This window comes from Kingella potus (assembly GCF_900451175.1).
Taxonomy (GTDB): domain Bacteria; phylum Pseudomonadota; class Gammaproteobacteria; order Burkholderiales; family Neisseriaceae; genus Neisseria; species Neisseria potus.
The window spans coordinates 1,148,997-1,163,220 of the sequence record NZ_UGJJ01000001.1 but is presented as its reverse complement, the minus strand read 5'-3'; the positions used below and the strand labels follow the sequence as shown (position 1 = coordinate 1,163,220).

The window sequence follows — 14,224 nt, the reverse complement described above, 5'->3', positions numbered from 1 at the left end:
GCCGTCTGAAAAAAACGTTCGGCCGCCTGCGCCGCGCCGCCCGCAGAGGCAGCCTCAAAGCTGCGGCCACAGCCAGTCGGGCAGCGGCGGTGCGGCGAGGCCGCATTCGGGCGGGTAGTCCGCGCCGGTGAGGTAGAGGCCGTCGGGCATGAAGGTGGGCGGTGCTTTGAGGCGGCTTTTGGCGGCCAAAAGCGCGGCGAAGCCTTGCGGCGTGAGCCGCCCGCTGCCGACGTATACCAACGCGCCGACGATGTTGCGCACCATGTGGTGCAGGAAGGCGTTGCCGTGCAGATCGAGCGCCATAAACTGCGGCGTGCCGGAGAGGCGCACGGAATACAGGGTTTTCACGGGGGACTTGGCCTGGCATCCGGCGGCGCGGAAGCTGGAAAAATCGTGTGTTCCCGCCAACAGGGCGGCGGCTTCGCGCATGGGTGCAAGATCGAGCGGCGTGTGCGTCCACCCTGCCCTGCCCGCCAAAAGCGGGGAGCGGACGGGGGCGGACTGCAAGACATAGCGGTAGCGGCGGCCGCAGGCATCGAAACGGGCGTGGAAGTGCGGCGCGACGGTCTGCACCCGCAGCACGGCAATGCCCGCAGGCAGCAGGCTGTTGGTGCCGCGCACCCAGGCCTGTTCGGGGCGGACGGCGGCGGTGTCGAAGTGGACGACTTGGGCGGCGGCGTGCACGCCGGTGTCGGTGCGGCCGGCGGCGGTGGCGGCAACGCGCTCGCCCGCAATGCCGCTTAACGCTTCTTCCAAGGCTTCCTGCACGGTGGGCACGCCGCCGGCCTGTTTCTGCCAGCCGAAAAAACGGCTGCCGTCGTAGGCGATGGTCAGGGCGCGGCGGGTTTTGGCGGCGGGATTCATGGCGGCGGGCATGGTGCGGAAAAGGCGGCATTATAACGGCAGAGGCCGTCTGAACGCGCGTTGCGGATTTCAGACGGCCCCTCCTCTTGCATACCAGGCGCAATGCGTGCGCCGCACGGGGCATATCCTTGTATAATCGCGCCCTTTTTATTCATGTGTCTGCCGTGCGTTTACGGGGCGGCATGGCACCAACGCAGGGAAAAGGGATTGATGGCTGCACAACACGGTATGGACATCCCCCACGTAGTCGCGCTGTTGGCGGCGGCGGTGGTGGCGGTGCCTTTGTTCAAACGGCTGGGGCTGGGCTCGGTGCTGGGCTATCTGACGGCGGGCCTGGCCGTCGGCCCTTTCGGGCTGGGGCTGTTTTCAGACGGCAGCACGATTTTGCACGTTGCCGAATTGGGCGTGGTGATTTTCCTGTTTGTCATCGGGCTGGAAATGAAGCCCTCACACCTGTGGCATCTGCGCAAACAGATTTTCGGGCTGGGCAGTATGCAGGTGGTGGGCGCGGCCGCGCTGCTGACTCCGGTCGGCATGGCTTTCGGCTTTTCGTGGCAGGTGTCGTTTGTCGGCGCGGCCGGCTTCGTGCTGACTTCCACCGCGATTGTGATGTCGGTATTGGGCGAGCGCAACGGGCTGACTACGCCGTCGGGGCAGAAAATCGTGTCGGTGCTGCTGTTTGAAGACCTGCTGATTGTGCCGCTGCTGGCGGTGGTAACGTTTCTGTCGCCCACCCACACCGGCAGCGGCACGCCGATGTGGCAGCAGATCGGCACCGCGCTCGCCTGCGTGGCGGCGGTGGTGGCGGCGGGACGCTGGCTGCTCAACCCCGTTTTCCGCGCCCTCGCCCGCAGCAAGGCGCGCGAAGTGATGACCGCCGCCGCACTGCTGGTGGTGCTCGGAGCGGGCGTGCTGATGGAAAAAGGCGGCCTGTCGATGGCGATGGGCGCGTTTCTGGCCGGCGTGATGCTGTCCGAATCCGATTTCCGCCACCAGCTCGAAGCCGATGTCGAACCCTTCCGCGGCCTGCTCCTGGGGCTGTTTTTCCTGGCCGTGGGCATGTCGCTGGATTTGAAAGTCGTCGCGCAAAACCTGCCGCTGATTGTTTCGAGCGTACTCGCGCTGATGTCGGTGAAGGCCGTCTGCATCTATATCGTGGCGCGGATGGCCGGAAGCTGCCGCGACGAAGCCATAGACCGCGCGGTGCTGATGGCGCAGGGCGGCGAATTTGCCTTCGTGCTGTTTGCCGCCGCCTCGTCGCAGGGCGTGATCAGCGAGGCGGAAAACGCCAACATGACGGCGGTGGTCGTGCTGTCGATGGTACTCACGCCGCTGCTGCTGATTGTGCGGGAAAAAATGCCGAAGAAAGCCGCCGCAGAACGCGGAGCCGACACCATCGACGAACAGCACACCGTGCTGCTTGTCGGCTTCGGCCGCTTCGGCCAGATTGTCTATTACATCCTCAACGCCGCCGGCTACCCGACGACCATCATCGACAAAGACGAAAAAAACGTGGCCGGCATGAACAAATACGGCATCAAAACCTATTTCGGCGATGCCTCCCGCCCCGAGCTGCTGCACGCCGCCGGCATCGACACCGCCTCGGTACTCGTCGTCGCCATCGACAACAAAGAACAGGCCTTGCAAATCATCCGCACCGCCCGCGAAAGCAACCCCACCATCCAAATCGTCTCCCGCGCCTACGACCGCGTACAAACCTACGAACAATACCGCGCCGGCTCCGACGAAATCGTGCGCGAAACCTTCGATTCGGGCGTGCGCGCCGGCAAACGCGCCCTCGAAGCCCTCGGTATGCCGCACGACACCGCAGAAAAAGCGGGCAACATCTTCTTCCGCATGGACAGAAAGGGCATGGGCAAAATGGCCGTGCTGTACGAACCCGGGCTGGAATCCTTTACCAACCGTGCCATGCTCGAAGAAGCCCGCCGCCAGGACGAGCGCACCAAAGAGGCCGTGCAGGCCATGCTCAACGGCGAAGAAGACATCGACGAAAGCGTATAGGCCGTCTGAAAACGCGCCTGCGGAGCGGCTGCCTGCTTACAGGCGGCTTGTCTGATATAGTCCGCCTGCCGCCGTCTTGGTTTTCAGACGGCCTCCGCGCAGCCGCAGAGGCCGTCTGAAAAAGCAGCGGCAACCGTCCGAACCCTTTGAAAGGAAAACACATGGCCATCATGCAACTGGCAGAAAACCTCTACATCGCCCCGCAGCTTGGCGAAGCCGATGCCGCCGAAGCGGCGCGGCTGGGCATCAGAAGCGTCATCTGCAACCGCCCCAACGGCGAAGAGACACACCAGCCCGACTACGAACAGGTAAAAAGCTGGCTTGCCGCCGCCGGCATCACCGAAACCGCTTGGCAGCCCGTAACCGCGCCCACCATCACGCTACGGGACGGACAGGCTTTCCGCCTGCTGGCCGCCGCCTCCGACCAGCCCGTGCTGGCCTACTGCCGCTCCGGCACGCGCAGCGCGCTGCTGTGGGCCTACGGCGCGGTGGCAAACGGCACAAGCGTTGCCGACGCACTTGCCGCCGCCGCCCGCGCGGGCGTGGATTTGTCGAAATTCGCCGCCGGGCTGGAGCAGGCGGCAGGCCGCTGAAACGCACCGCCGCCGCCAACCGCACGCAAAAAAGCCCGCTCTGCCCGAGAGCGGGCTTTTCCGCAGCGGCGGTGTCCGATGCACGGCCTCTGAATACCACAGGCCGTCCGGACAGTTTTCAGACGGCCTTTTGCCGTAGCCTGTGCAGGGTGTGTGCACAAGCCGCGCACGCGGGTTTTGTTTTTAAAACGGGGCTTCCGTTGCGGGAAACGCGTGCATCGCCGGGGCGACACACCCTACGGGGGATTATCGGACACACGCGGTGTGGGTTTTCAGACGGCCTGTCTGCTTTCGTGCAGCCTGTCAGGCCGTCTGAACATCCGCCCGACAAGGTTTCGGCCGCCCTACCCTGCCGCAGGCTTCCGCATCAAACAGGCGGCTCTGAAACACAGTACAATCCGTTTTCATTTTCAGACGGCCTGCCGTTACACCATAAGGAAACCGCCATGCCCCAACCCGACCGCGAAACCCTATTCCCCGTATTGATGAACGAAGACACCGCCGCGATGGACACCCTGCTTGCCGACGGCTGGCGGGTCAATTACGTACTCAAAGACACAAACGGCTCATACGAATTACCCTCCACTCTCGCCGTCAAATACCGCAAAATCAACACCCTCGCCTGGCTTATTGCCCACGGCGGCATAGACACCAACCCCAACTGCCCCACGCTCATCGATGCCGCCCGCTACGGCGACGAAGCAGGCCTGCGTCTGCTGCTTGCCCACGGCGCAGACATCAACGCCCGAACCCCTCTGGGTGTAAACGCCCTGGATATTGCCATATACGGCAAACACTATGCCCTGCTGCCCGTGCTGCTGGAGCTTGGCTACGACATCGCCGCCGACGACACCACCCTGCGCGAAGCCGTATTCGATAAAGACCACCGCGCCATAGATTTCCTGCTTGCCCACGGCGCAGACCCCAACCGCATCGGTCTCAGCACGGCTTTTTCCGACAACGAAAGCCCGCTCACCGTTGCCGCATGGGTAAACGACTTTCCCGCCGTGCAAAAACTCGTCGCCCACGGTGCCGACGTGTGCCACAAAGACAAAAAGGGCAAACGCGCCTACAACCACGCCGTTGCCAAGAAAAACACAGAAATGGCGCAGTTTCTCAAAGAATTGGAACCCGAAGAGTGGCACAGCGAAGAACAACGCCTGCTGGAACTCAAAAGCTACAAACTGCCCGCCGCACTGATAGAAATCCTGCGCCGCCCCGAAGCCGAACGCCGCTTTGCATTGCCCGGCCTGCCCGATCCGCGCTGGATACAGTTCACCCACATTACCGCCACGAGCGAAGTCAAATGGCACGGCTACAAACTGCTGGATTTGCTTTCCGGCGTGGACAATTACAGCGCGGAAGGCTTCCTGATGTGGTATCCCAAAGGCAAATGCCTGGCCTCGCTGGACTGGGAACACCAGGAATTCCGCGAACTGGGCAGCATGAAAGACTTTCTCGCCAACCCGTCTGCGGTCATCGCCAAAGTGTTTGAAGCACCCACATTCAGCGCGGAAGACTGATGCGGCAAGGCCGTCTGAAACGCCTGTTTCCCGTTCGGCAAGCCGCAGACCGCGCCGCCCATCCTGCAAAAAACGCACCGACAAGGAGAACCCCCGTGCAAAAAACCCTGATTCTCGCCGCCCATCCCAATCTCGCCGCCTCCGTCGTCAACCGCCGCTGGCTTGCCGAGCTGGACAAACACAGCGGATACACCGTGCACCAACTCTACCCCGCCTACCCCGACGGCAAAATCGACACCGCCGCCGAACAATGCCTGGTGGAGGCGCACGACCGCCTGGTGCTGCAATTTCCCGTCTATTGGTTCAGTTGCCCGCCGCTGCTGAAACAATGGTTTGACGATGTGCTCACTTACGGCTGGGCATACGGCAGCCAAGGCAAAGCGTTGCAAGACAAAACCGTGGCACTCGCCGTATCGCTGGGCGCACCCGCCGCCGATTACCGCGCGGAGGGCAAAATCGGCTGTCCGCTGACAGAAGTGCTGCGCCCCTTCGAGCTGACCATGCGCTACTGCAACGCCGACTACCGCCCGCCCTTTACCTTCCACACCATCGACAGCAACGCCGCCTACGACGATGCGGCACGCGCCCTCATCGACCAAAGTGCCGCCGACTATCTGGAGTGGCTCAAGCACTTGTCTTAAGCAAACAAGCAGGCGCAGCCTGCCGTATGGCATTCAAGCATGATATGCCGCCAAAGCGGCGCACGCGCCGGCGGACTGCCCGCCGCCTTGCCCGAACTGAGGCAAAAATAAAGCAGCCCGGGCTGTCAAACCCAAGCTGCGTATTTTATGCCCGAGGCCGTCTGAACACTTTTCAGACGGCCTTTTCGCGTCCTTCCAGCCATTGGTCGCGGGCGCGTTTGGCCTGCTCGAAGCAGCGGTAGAGGCCTTCGCCATCGTTGTTGTGCAGCAGGGCTTCGATGTGTTCGAGCTGTTCGATCTGGCCGCGCACCAGTCCGGCCAGCGCGGCGCGGTTGTCGAGACAGATGTCGCGCCAGAGGGCGGGGGAGCTGGATGCGAGGCGGGTGAAGTCGCGGAAGCCGCTGGCGGCGTTGGCGAAACAGGCTTCGGCATCGGGGCGGGCAAGGATTTGGGCAACATAGGAGAAAGCCAGCAGGTGCGGCAGGTGGGACACGGCGGCGAATACGGTGTCGTGGACGGCGGCATCCATGCGGCAGACCTGTGCGCCGACGGCCTGCCACAGGGCGGCGGCGCGGATTTCCGCCTGCGGGTTTTGCGCCGGATGCGGGCAGATGACGAGCCTGTTGCCCGCAAACAGCCCGTGCCGCGCGGCTGATGCGCCGTGGCGTTCCGAGCCTGCGGCGGGGTGGGCGGCAACGCAGTCGGGCAGGTGCTGCGGCAGGCAGGCGGCAAAGGCGGCAAGGGAAGACTGCTTGGTGCTGCCCGTGTCGCAGACGACGGCTCCGGCGGCAAGATGGGGGGCGAGGGCGCGGCAGACGGCAGGCAGGGCGGAAACGGGGGTGGCGATGAGGACGAAATCCGCGCCGGATACGCTGCGGGCGCAGATTTCGGCGTGCGCGCTGTCGATGATGCCGCCGGCCAGGGCGCGTTCGAGGTTGCCGCCGTCGGTGTCGATGCCGGCGATGTGTTCCGCAAGGCCGAGGCGTTTGAGGTCGAGGGCGAAGGATCCGCCGATCAGGCCGGTGCCGATGAGGACGAGTTTGCGTACGGGTGGGATGCCGGTCATGGCTGTTTTCCTTGTTTTGCTGTGTTGGAGGCCGTCTGAAAACGTATTTTCAGACGGCCTCTCTGCCCGACTGCCTATTTCAGGGCGCGGATGCCGACTGCGTCGCGCACTTTGTCTAAAAGTCCGCGTGCTTCGCGGCGGGCTTTTTGCGCACCTGCCTGCAAAATCTCTTCGATTTGCGCGGGGCGGGCGGTGAGTTCGTTGTAGCGTTCGCGCTTGTCCGCCAGCTCGGCGTTGATTTTGGCGGCCAAGAGTTTCTTCGCTTCGCCCCAGGCGAGGCCGTCGGCCAGCATTTGTACGAACGCTGCGTTTTCGTCCGGCGTGGCGAAGGCTTTGTAGATTTCAAACAGCGGGCTTTCGTCGGGCTGCTTGGCTTCGCCCGGCTCTTTCAGATTGGTGAGGATTTTGTTGACCGATTTTTGCAGCTTTTTCTCAGTGTCAAACAAGGGGATGGTGTTGCCGTAGCTTTTGCTCATCTTGCGCCCGTCAAGGCCGGCCAGCAGCTCGACCTGTTCGTCGATTTTTACTTCGGGCAGGGTGAAGAGTTCGCCGAAGCGGTGGTTGAAGCGGCCTGCGATGTCGCGCGCCATTTCGACGTGTTGGATTTGGTCGCGGCCGACGGGCACTTCCTGCGCGTTAAACATCAGGATGTCGGCACTCATCAGAATCGGGTAGCTGTACAAGCCCATTTCCACGCCGTGATCGGGGTCTTCCTGATGCTCTTCGGTGTTGGCCTGTACGGCGGCCTTGTAGGCGTGGGCGCGGTTCATCAGGCCTTTGGCGGTGATGCAGGTGAGTATCCAGTTGAGCTCCATCACTTCGGGGATGTCGCTTTGGCGGTAGAAGGTGGTGCGTTCGGGGTCGAGGCCGCAGGCAAGCCAGGTGGCGGCTACGGCTTGTGTGGATTCGTGGATGCGCCCGGGTTCGTGGCATTTGATGATGCCGTGGTAGTCGGCAAGAAACAGGAAAGATTCGGTGTCGGGGCTTTGCGCGGCGCGGATGGCGGGGCGGATCGCGCCGACGTAGTTGCCCAGATGGGGAATGCCGGTGGTGGTAACGCCGGTGAGGACGCGTTTTCTGTTCATGCTCGTTTGCCTTGTTGTGCGGTTTCAGACGGCCTCTTCGCAACGGCAGGCCGTCTGAAAAGGCAGGGCGCGGATTTTAGCAGACTTTTCCCGCTTCCCGTTCGGCGGCGGGCTTCATGCTGTATAATCCGCAGCTTTTCCGTACGGACGGCCACACACCCCGCCCACACCCGCAACCAGGACGCAGAGGCAGCAGCATGGCAAGAGCAGAACAAACCCAAATGTCCCCCGAAGAATGGCGCGCCAGCACCTCGCTGTCGGGCGTTTACGCCCTGCGGATGCTGGGGATGTTTCTGGTTTTGCCCGTGCTCTCGCTTTACGCCGCCGGACTGCCGGGCGCGCAGCACAACGCCGCGCTGGCCGGCTTTGCCGCCGGAATATACGGGCTGACGCAGGCTCTGATGCAGCTTCCGCTGGGCATGGCTTCCGACCGTTTCGGCCGCAAGAAAACCATTTATTTCGGCCTGATTCTGTTTGCCGCCGGCAGCTTCACCGCCGCCGCCGCCGACACTTGGGCCATGCTCGCGCTCGGACGCGCCCTGCAAGGTGCGGGCGCGGTAAGCGCGGCGGTTACCGCGCTCTTGGCCGACCTGACCCGCGACGAAGTGCGCACCCGCTCGATGGCGATGATCGGTCTGAGCATAGGCATCACTTTCTCCGCCAGCCTGGTGCTCTCGCCCATGCTGACCGGCCTTATCGGCGTGAAAGGCCTGTTTCTGCTGACCGGCATCCTGACGCTGGCCAGCATCCTCGTCGTGGCCTTCCTCACGCCCGACCCGCAGGTTTCCAAGCTGCACGAAGACGCGCAGGCGCAGCCATCGCGGCTGGCGGAAGTGTTCGCAAACCGCCGCCTGATGACCCTCAATTTCGGCATCTTCGCCCTGCACTGCGGCATGATGGCCATCTTCGCCAGCCTGCCTTTTGTGATGGAAAACATCGGCCTGGACAAAACCGGCCATTGGAAAGTCTACTTCCCCGCCACCCTCACCGGCCTCATCCTGATGATACCCGCCATCATCGTCGGCGAAACCAGAGGCCGTCTGAAACAAGTGTTTGTGGCCGGTATCGCCCTGACCGCCGCCGCCGTCCTGCTGCTGCTGTTCTCACTCGAATCGCTGTGGCTCATCACCGCCTGCCTCACCGTTTATTTCGTCGGCTTCAACATTCTCGAAGCCAGCCAGCCCTCGATGGTGTCCAAAATCGCCCCCGCCGATCTGAAAGGCACGGCGATGGGCGTGTACAACACCCTGCAATCCGTCGGCCTGATGAGCGGCTTTTGGATCGGCGGCTGGCTCTACCAGCACTACGGCATGTATGCCGTTCTCGCCTTCGTGGCCGCGCTTACCCTTGTCTGGCTGGCCGCCGCCGCCGCCAGCCCCGCGCCCAAGCCGGTGAAAAACATCGCCCTGCGCATAGGCAAAACCTGGCTCGGGCGGCAGGAAGCCCTGCGTTACGCCCTGGGCGGCGTGGCCGGCATCGAACAGATCAGTTTCAGCGGCGACGGCGAAACCGTCTACATCAAAGCGTTGCAGAAAGGCTTTGACGAAGCCGCAGCGAAAACCATCATCTCAGGAGAGTAAAACCATGAGCGTCAATAAAGTCATCCTCATCGGCCGTCTCGGCCGCGATCCCGAAGTGCGCTATATGCCCAACGGCGACCCCGTCTGCAACTTCACGATGGCCACCAGCGAAACCTGGAACGACCGCCAGAGCGGCCAACGGCAGGAGCGCACCGAGTGGCACAACATCACCATGTACCGCCGCCTGGCCGAAATCTCCGGCCAGTATCTGAAAAAAGGCAGCCAGATCTATATCGAAGGCCGCATCCAAAGCCGCAAATACCAGGACCGTGACGGCAATGAGCGCACCGCCTACGAAATCATCGCCAACGAAATGAAAATGCTCGATTCCCGCCAGAGCGGCGGCGGCGCGCCCTATCAGGAAGGCGGCTACCCGCAGGCTGCGCCGCAACAGCAGCAATACCGTCAGGAAGCCCCGCCGCAGTACAGCAGCGAGCCGCCCGCCGCGCCCGCCCGCCGCCAGAGTGCCGCGCCCGCCGCACCGGTGGAAGACATCGACGACGATATTCCGTTTTAAACTTCAAGCCCGCCGCCAAGCCGAGAGGCCGTCTGAAAAGTGTTTTCAGACGGCCTCTGCGCATTATCCGCCTGGCCGTGCGGTGCAGGATTCATCTTGGCAAATCTGCCGGCATCCATCCGTTTTTTCAGATACAGGACCCGTTGCGAATTGGCCGCATCCGCCCGGCAATCCAAAATAATCATGCCGTTGCGCTCAAACCAAATCACGCCCAGCGTAAACAAAAAGCTGCGGTAATCCCCTGCCGGCCGTATCGCCCGCCCTTGCAAAAATGCCTGCATGGCGTTATCCAGCCCGTTCAAATGCGCCAACACACCGCGCACAGTTTCGGGCAGATTTTGCTGACGGAAAAGTCCAAATTTTTTTGTTTGTCGTAATCAAAGCCTATCATGCCGTTTTCATCGGCAGCCTGAAAGCGGGCATCGCGCATCAGCTTGTCCAAATCCAAACCGGCAAAGCGGTTGCGTGGAAAATGTTTGAGCATGGTGGTTTCCTTGTTGCGGCAGATAAGGCCGTCTGAACGCTGCAAAACGGTTTTCAGACGGCCTGTTTCCTTTTCCGCCGCGTTCAGATGTGGTGGACGACGAGTTTCTTGCCTTTGTAATCCAGCACGTCGGTATCCATATCGAACAGTGCCTGGATGTTGTCGGCAGTGAAAACCTGTTCGGGCGGGCCGCTGAGGAAGACGCGGCCTTTTTTCATGGCGACGATGTGGTCGGCGTAGGCGGCGGCCTGGTTGATGTCGTGCAGGACGACGACGGTGGTGCGGCGGTGTTCGTCGGTAAGGCGGCGCAGCAGGCGCATCAGGGCGCGGGCGTGGTACATATCGAGATTGTTGAGCGGCTCGTCGAGCAGGACGTAGCCGGTCTGCTGGCAGAACACCATGGCTATCATGCCCCGCTGGCGTTGGCCGCCGGAGAGTTCGGTCAGGTAGCGGCCGGCATAGGGGCGCAGCTCGAAGGTGTCGAGCGCGTCTTCGACGATGGCTTTGTCGTTTTCAGACGGCCTGCCCTGATGGTAGGGATAGCGGCCGAACATGAGCAGGTCGCGCACGCTGATGCGGCTGACGATGCTGTTGTCTTGTGTGAGGATGGAGAGGACTTTGGCCAGCTCGGCCGAGGGGGTGGCGGTTACGTCGTGGCCGCCGACGCTGATGCTGCCGTGCTTGAGCGGCTGCAAACGGGCGGCGAAGGACAGCAGGGTGGATTTGCCTGCGCCGTTGGGGCCGATGAGGGCGGTGATGCCGCCTTCGGGCAGATCGAGGCTGATGTCGTCAAGTATGGTTTGCCCGCCTATGCTGTGGCTGACGTTGCGGATTTGTATCATGCTGCGGATTTCTCTGTCGGGTTGTCGGATTCGGCAGGCCGTCTGAAAACCTTGAAAACGGTTTTTCAGACGGCCTCAATGCTTTTTTTCACGGCCTGCGCCGCGCTTTTTTTCGGGGGGGGGGGGTAAATTGACGCGGCTGTAAAAGCTGCCGTTTATCTGGGTGGTGTTGATGTGGTACATGCGGTAGGCGTGGAACAGCGTGCTGTCGGGCTTGTCGGGCTTGTGCCAGAAATCGGCCAAATCCTGCTGCGAGGTCAGGCCAGGGATGTTGTAGTGGGCGCGGCCGAGGAGCTTGACGGGCATATTGTGGATGAGGGCGGAAAGGCCGCTGGTGCTGTTGAGCGTTACCATGCCCGCGCCGTGGCGCAAAAAGACGGGCAGCGGCACGTCGCGGACGTAGAAAACGCGGCCGGCAAGATGGGGATGGGCGGCCAGAAAAGTGCCGATGTCGTGGTGGTAGTCGGTGAAGCCCCTGTCCATCGGATGATGTTTGACGATGAGGGTGGTGTCGGCCGGGGCGTGGGCGGCGAAGGACGCGAGCACGTGCAGCAAAAAGGCGCGCACGCCGTCGAAATCGCTGTGGACGCATACCTGGCTGTCGTTGAACACTTGCAGGGGAACAATAAAGAAGCGGCCGAAGCGGCCGGCGCGTACCTGCTGCGCGAAACGGCGGTCGGCAAAGGCGTAGCCGGCGCGTTTGATGCCGCTGCGCAGCCACAGGCCGATGTAGTGGCCGATGCCCATATTGCGGTGGTGGCGGTAGGCGGGGTAGCGGCGGCGGGCGAAGTTGGCGGCGGCGTAATACCACATGGCGCGTTTGGCACGCGGCCAGAAGCCGTCGGGCACGGCGGCGGGGGCGGCATATTGCTGCCGCGCGAGCTTGGGGTAGCTTTTCAGGAAGAAGCCGCCTTCGCGCGGCAGGGGGGAGTAGGCATTGACACCGCTTTGTTCGAGGGTAACGAAGTGGGGACGGAAATAACCCTCCTCAAACACCCAAAAGCCGGTTTTGCTGCGGGCGCATACTTGTTTGGCGGCCAGATGGTAGGGGCGGTTGTCGCCGAAGCAGACGACGGCATCGATTTTGTGTTTTTTGAGAAAGCCGGCGAGAAAGGCGGAGAAATCTTCGAGCGTGCCGCAATAGTCGTGTACGCGGCCGCTGCCGTCGGGCGGGTAGTAGCTGCGGTCGCCGCCGTTGAAGTTGAATTTGAAAACCTGGCTCTGCCCTTGTTCCAGCCAGTGGGCAAAGTTGCGGAAAAACGGCCCTATCGGGCCTTGCAAAAGCAAAACACGCCGCTTGCGGGCGAGTTTTTCCAAATTGGAAGGGATGGTTTTCATAGAAAGATGCGCGGCTGGCACGGCCTCTTGTCTGCGGTGGGAATCGGGCGGTATTTAAACAAATATGCCTTTATTTTTCAAGTTCTCCCGCCGTTTATCGCGGAAAAGTTTGCTTTTGGGCAATAAAACGCGCGGCGTAGCAGCATTCGGCGGTGAGCGGGATGTTGCGGGCGGCGGCGTGTTCCGTCAGCGCGCCGACCAGCATGGCGGCGATGCCGCGCCCGCGAAAGTCGGGGGAAACTTCGGTGTGGACGACATTCCATGCGCCGTTTTGCTCTTCGTAGGCGATGTAGCCGGCTTCGCGGCCGCCGATTTCGATTCGGAAGCGGCATTGTGCGGGAAGGTGGACGGCTTGCGGGGCTTGTTCCATATGGTTTCTTTCTGCGGCTCAAGCGCGGATAAAATGAAAACATTTAAACAATCAATAAAATACGCTGACAACCAGCCAGGTGCCGTGAAAGGCGGAATGGTCGATTGCCGCATTGGCGATGCCGAATGCGCATTTGAGCCACGCTGCGCCGTCGTCTGCGGGAAAATCGGCGCAGCAGGGCAGCGGCAGGGCGGTATCGGGCGTGCCGATGCGCAGCAGAATCTGATCGCTGCCTTCGCCCGAACCCAGCAAAATGCGTTCGACGGGATATTGGCGCAGGCGGGCAAGGTAGTCCGGGTGGAAATAATCCATTTTCAGCCTCCTGATTTTGTCGGCGGCAGGGGCGTGTTTTCAGACGGCCTTTTGGGCGGCGTCGGCAATCGGCATCTGCGTGCCGAACCAGCCCCGGTAGATGCGGTGCTGTGCGGTGAGGCCGTCTGAAAGACGCATCGGTTCGAGGATGTCGATTTGCCCGCCTGCGGGCGTTTGGCGCGGGTATTCCCACACCAGCGTGTCGCCCGCCGCGAGGTAGCGGCCTTCTTCGCGGTGCCGGCGCACGGGTTCGTTGGGACGGCGGCGGTCGGGGAGGTGGGTGATTTTTGGGGTGTCGGGCATGGTTTTCCCTTTTGCGTCAGGGCATTTGCGGGCGGTGGAACTGCGGCAGGATGTGGCCGCGGTCGCGCAGGCGCACGGAGTCTAAAACGTATTGGGCGGCGGTGCGGTCGGCGGGGTCGAGGTTTTGCTGCAAGAGTTGGCGCAGCAGGGTTTCGGCGCGGGCAAAGTCGCCGCTGATGCGGTACATGCCGGCCAGGGCGTATCGGGCGGAATGCAAATCGCGCGGGTTGGTGTTGTTGTCGCGCACGGCCTTGTTTAGGAAGGAGAACGCTTTGGCGTGCAGGCGTTTGCGGGCGGCGGCGTTCATGTCGCGGTTGCCGTTGGCGGCGAGGAAGTAGAGCCAGCCGACGGCGGCGGGGCTGTATTGGCCGGATTGTTCGGCGAACACGGGCAGGTAGTCTTCCAGTCCGGCGTTTGCGGGCAGGCTGCGGTAGGCTTTGCTGATGATGATTTTTTGGTAGCGCGCCAGCTCGTCGGGGGTAAATTTGCCGTATTTGGCGGTTTTGAACACCAGTTTGTTGCCGGGGCAGATTTGGTATTCGGGCGCGCTGTCGTGCATGGTTGCCCAAAATTCTTCGCCGCCGACGGGGCAGGTAATTTGGGTTTGCGCCGGCGGGCTGATGGCGGCGGCGGGTGCGGCGGCGGCGAGGAGCAGGAGCGGGAGGGTTTTGTTCATGGTGTGTC

The 14,224-nt window shown here is 62.3% G+C and carries 16 protein-coding genes and 1 pseudogene; 6 read left to right on the top strand and 11 right to left on the bottom strand.

Annotated elements, in window-relative coordinates:
- Nucleotides 1-54: 54 nt before the first annotated feature.
- Nucleotides 55-864, bottom strand: coding sequence for a tRNA pseudouridine(38-40) synthase TruA (truA, locus tag DYE40_RS05360; protein WP_115308302.1), 810 nt, complete (start codon nucleotides 862-864; stop codon nucleotides 55-57).
- Nucleotides 865-1,074: 210 nt separating this feature from the next.
- Here truA and DYE40_RS05355 point away from each other — a divergent pair, with 210 nt between their 5' ends.
- The 4 genes from DYE40_RS05355 to DYE40_RS05340 all read left to right on the top strand — a co-directional run bounded on the left by DYE40_RS05355 (nucleotide 1,075) and on the right by DYE40_RS05340 (nucleotide 5,643).
- Entirely contained in the window at nucleotides 1,075-2,886 is a 1,812-nt protein-coding gene (locus tag DYE40_RS05355; protein ID WP_172461219.1) for a monovalent cation:proton antiporter-2 (CPA2) family protein, read from the top strand.
- 161 nt (nucleotides 2,887-3,047) lie between these two features.
- Complete coding sequence (locus tag DYE40_RS05350) at nucleotides 3,048-3,479, top strand: TIGR01244 family sulfur transferase (RefSeq protein WP_115308058.1); 432 nt, start codon at nucleotides 3,048-3,050, stop codon at nucleotides 3,477-3,479.
- 446 nt (nucleotides 3,480-3,925) lie between these two features.
- On the top strand, nucleotides 3,926-5,002 hold the full coding sequence (locus DYE40_RS05345) for an ankyrin repeat domain-containing protein (RefSeq protein WP_115308057.1): 1,077 nt from the start codon (nucleotides 3,926-3,928) through the stop codon (nucleotides 5,000-5,002).
- A gap of 95 nt (nucleotides 5,003-5,097) precedes the next feature.
- A complete protein-coding gene (locus DYE40_RS05340; RefSeq protein WP_115308301.1) occupies nucleotides 5,098-5,643 on the top strand; it encodes an NAD(P)H-dependent oxidoreductase in 546 nt (181 codons plus the stop codon).
- Nucleotides 5,644-5,815: 172 nt separating this feature from the next.
- Here DYE40_RS05340 and DYE40_RS05335 read toward each other — a convergent pair whose 3' ends face one another.
- Nucleotides 5,816-6,709: a prephenate dehydrogenase gene (locus DYE40_RS05335; protein WP_115308056.1), complete on the bottom strand. Its 894-nt coding sequence runs from the start codon at nucleotides 6,707-6,709 to the stop codon at nucleotides 5,816-5,818.
- Between the two features lie 74 nt (nucleotides 6,710-6,783).
- The gene (trpS, locus tag DYE40_RS05330) at nucleotides 6,784-7,794 is read right to left on the bottom strand and encodes a tryptophan--tRNA ligase (RefSeq protein ID WP_115308055.1); all 1,011 of its coding nucleotides are present in this window, start codon (nucleotides 7,792-7,794) and stop codon (nucleotides 6,784-6,786) included.
- Nucleotides 7,795-7,991: 197 nt separating this feature from the next.
- On the opposite strand from trpS, the gene DYE40_RS05325 reads away from it, so the two are divergent.
- Entirely contained in the window at nucleotides 7,992-9,374 is a 1,383-nt protein-coding gene (locus DYE40_RS05325; protein WP_115308300.1) for an MFS transporter, read from the top strand.
- A gap of 4 nt (nucleotides 9,375-9,378) precedes the next feature.
- On the top strand, nucleotides 9,379-9,891 hold the full coding sequence (locus DYE40_RS05320; protein ID WP_115308054.1) for a single-stranded DNA-binding protein: 513 nt from the start codon (nucleotides 9,379-9,381) through the stop codon (nucleotides 9,889-9,891).
- Here the strand turns inward: DYE40_RS05320 and DYE40_RS05315 are convergent.
- The 8 genes and pseudogenes from DYE40_RS05315 to DYE40_RS05280 all read right to left on the bottom strand — a co-directional run bounded on the left by DYE40_RS05315 (nucleotide 9,888) and on the right by DYE40_RS05280 (nucleotide 14,216).
- Nucleotides 9,888-10,172 carry a hypothetical protein gene (locus DYE40_RS05315; protein ID WP_147286591.1) on the bottom strand — a complete coding sequence of 95 codons (285 nt, stop codon included), beginning with the start codon at nucleotides 10,170-10,172 and terminating at the stop codon, nucleotides 9,888-9,890. The genes DYE40_RS05320 and DYE40_RS05315 overlap by 4 nt on opposite strands.
- Before the next feature lie 17 nt (nucleotides 10,173-10,189).
- Nucleotides 10,190-10,375 carry a hypothetical protein gene (locus DYE40_RS05310; RefSeq protein WP_147286590.1) on the bottom strand — a complete coding sequence of 62 codons (186 nt, stop codon included), beginning with the start codon at nucleotides 10,373-10,375 and terminating at the stop codon, nucleotides 10,190-10,192.
- A gap of 83 nt (nucleotides 10,376-10,458) precedes the next feature.
- Nucleotides 10,459-11,217, bottom strand: coding sequence for an iron ABC transporter ATP-binding protein (locus DYE40_RS05305; RefSeq protein WP_115308051.1), 759 nt, complete (start codon nucleotides 11,215-11,217; stop codon nucleotides 10,459-10,461).
- Between the two features lie 75 nt (nucleotides 11,218-11,292).
- Entirely contained in the window at nucleotides 11,293-12,555 is a 1,263-nt protein-coding gene (locus tag DYE40_RS05300; RefSeq protein ID WP_115308050.1) for a capsule biosynthesis protein, read from the bottom strand.
- A gap of 94 nt (nucleotides 12,556-12,649) precedes the next feature.
- Nucleotides 12,650-12,925 carry a GNAT family N-acetyltransferase gene (locus DYE40_RS05295; protein WP_115308049.1) on the bottom strand — a complete coding sequence of 92 codons (276 nt, stop codon included), beginning with the start codon at nucleotides 12,923-12,925 and terminating at the stop codon, nucleotides 12,650-12,652.
- A gap of 51 nt (nucleotides 12,926-12,976) precedes the next feature.
- On the bottom strand, nucleotides 12,977-13,237 hold the full coding sequence (locus DYE40_RS05290; protein WP_115308048.1) for a hypothetical protein: 261 nt from the start codon (nucleotides 13,235-13,237) through the stop codon (nucleotides 12,977-12,979).
- A gap of 39 nt (nucleotides 13,238-13,276) precedes the next feature.
- Nucleotides 13,277-13,504: pseudogene (locus DYE40_RS05285) on the bottom strand (nuclear transport factor 2 family protein); the annotation flags it as partial.
- Between the two features lie 52 nt (nucleotides 13,505-13,556).
- Entirely contained in the window at nucleotides 13,557-14,216 is a 660-nt protein-coding gene (locus tag DYE40_RS05280; RefSeq protein WP_115308047.1) for a hypothetical protein, read from the bottom strand.
- Between the last annotated feature and the right edge of the window lie 8 nt (nucleotides 14,217-14,224).

Coding starts and splice junctions, on each gene's coding strand:
- trpS (WP_115308055.1), bottom strand. CDS start 7,794: ATGAACAGAAAACGCGTCCTCACCGGCGTTACCACCACCGGCATTCCC.
- DYE40_RS05310 (WP_147286590.1), bottom strand. CDS start 10,375: ATGCTCAAACATTTTCCACGCAACCGCTTTGCCGGTTTGGATTTGGAC.
- DYE40_RS05315 (WP_147286591.1), bottom strand. CDS start 10,172: ATGCAGGCATTTTTGCAAGGGCGGGCGATACGGCCGGCAGGGGATTAC.
- DYE40_RS05345 (WP_115308057.1), top strand. CDS start 3,926: ATGCCCCAACCCGACCGCGAAACCCTATTCCCCGTATTGATGAACGAA.
- DYE40_RS05280 (WP_115308047.1), bottom strand. CDS start 14,216: ATGAACAAAACCCTCCCGCTCCTGCTCCTCGCCGCCGCCGCACCCGCC.
- DYE40_RS05335 (WP_115308056.1), bottom strand. CDS start 6,709: ATGACCGGCATCCCACCCGTACGCAAACTCGTCCTCATCGGCACCGGC.
- DYE40_RS05290 (WP_115308048.1), bottom strand. CDS start 13,237: ATGGATTATTTCCACCCGGACTACCTTGCCCGCCTGCGCCAATATCCC.
- DYE40_RS05325 (WP_115308300.1), top strand. CDS start 7,992: ATGGCAAGAGCAGAACAAACCCAAATGTCCCCCGAAGAATGGCGCGCC.
- DYE40_RS05350 (WP_115308058.1), top strand. CDS start 3,048: ATGGCCATCATGCAACTGGCAGAAAACCTCTACATCGCCCCGCAGCTT.
- DYE40_RS05300 (WP_115308050.1), bottom strand. CDS start 12,555: ATGAAAACCATCCCTTCCAATTTGGAAAAACTCGCCCGCAAGCGGCGT.
- DYE40_RS05305 (WP_115308051.1), bottom strand. CDS start 11,217: ATGATACAAATCCGCAACGTCAGCCACAGCATAGGCGGGCAAACCATA.
- DYE40_RS05320 (WP_115308054.1), top strand. CDS start 9,379: ATGAGCGTCAATAAAGTCATCCTCATCGGCCGTCTCGGCCGCGATCCC.
- DYE40_RS05355 (WP_172461219.1), top strand. CDS start 1,075: ATGGCTGCACAACACGGTATGGACATCCCCCACGTAGTCGCGCTGTTG.
- truA (WP_115308302.1), bottom strand. CDS start 864: ATGAATCCCGCCGCCAAAACCCGCCGCGCCCTGACCATCGCCTACGAC.
- DYE40_RS05295 (WP_115308049.1), bottom strand. CDS start 12,925: ATGGAACAAGCCCCGCAAGCCGTCCACCTTCCCGCACAATGCCGCTTC.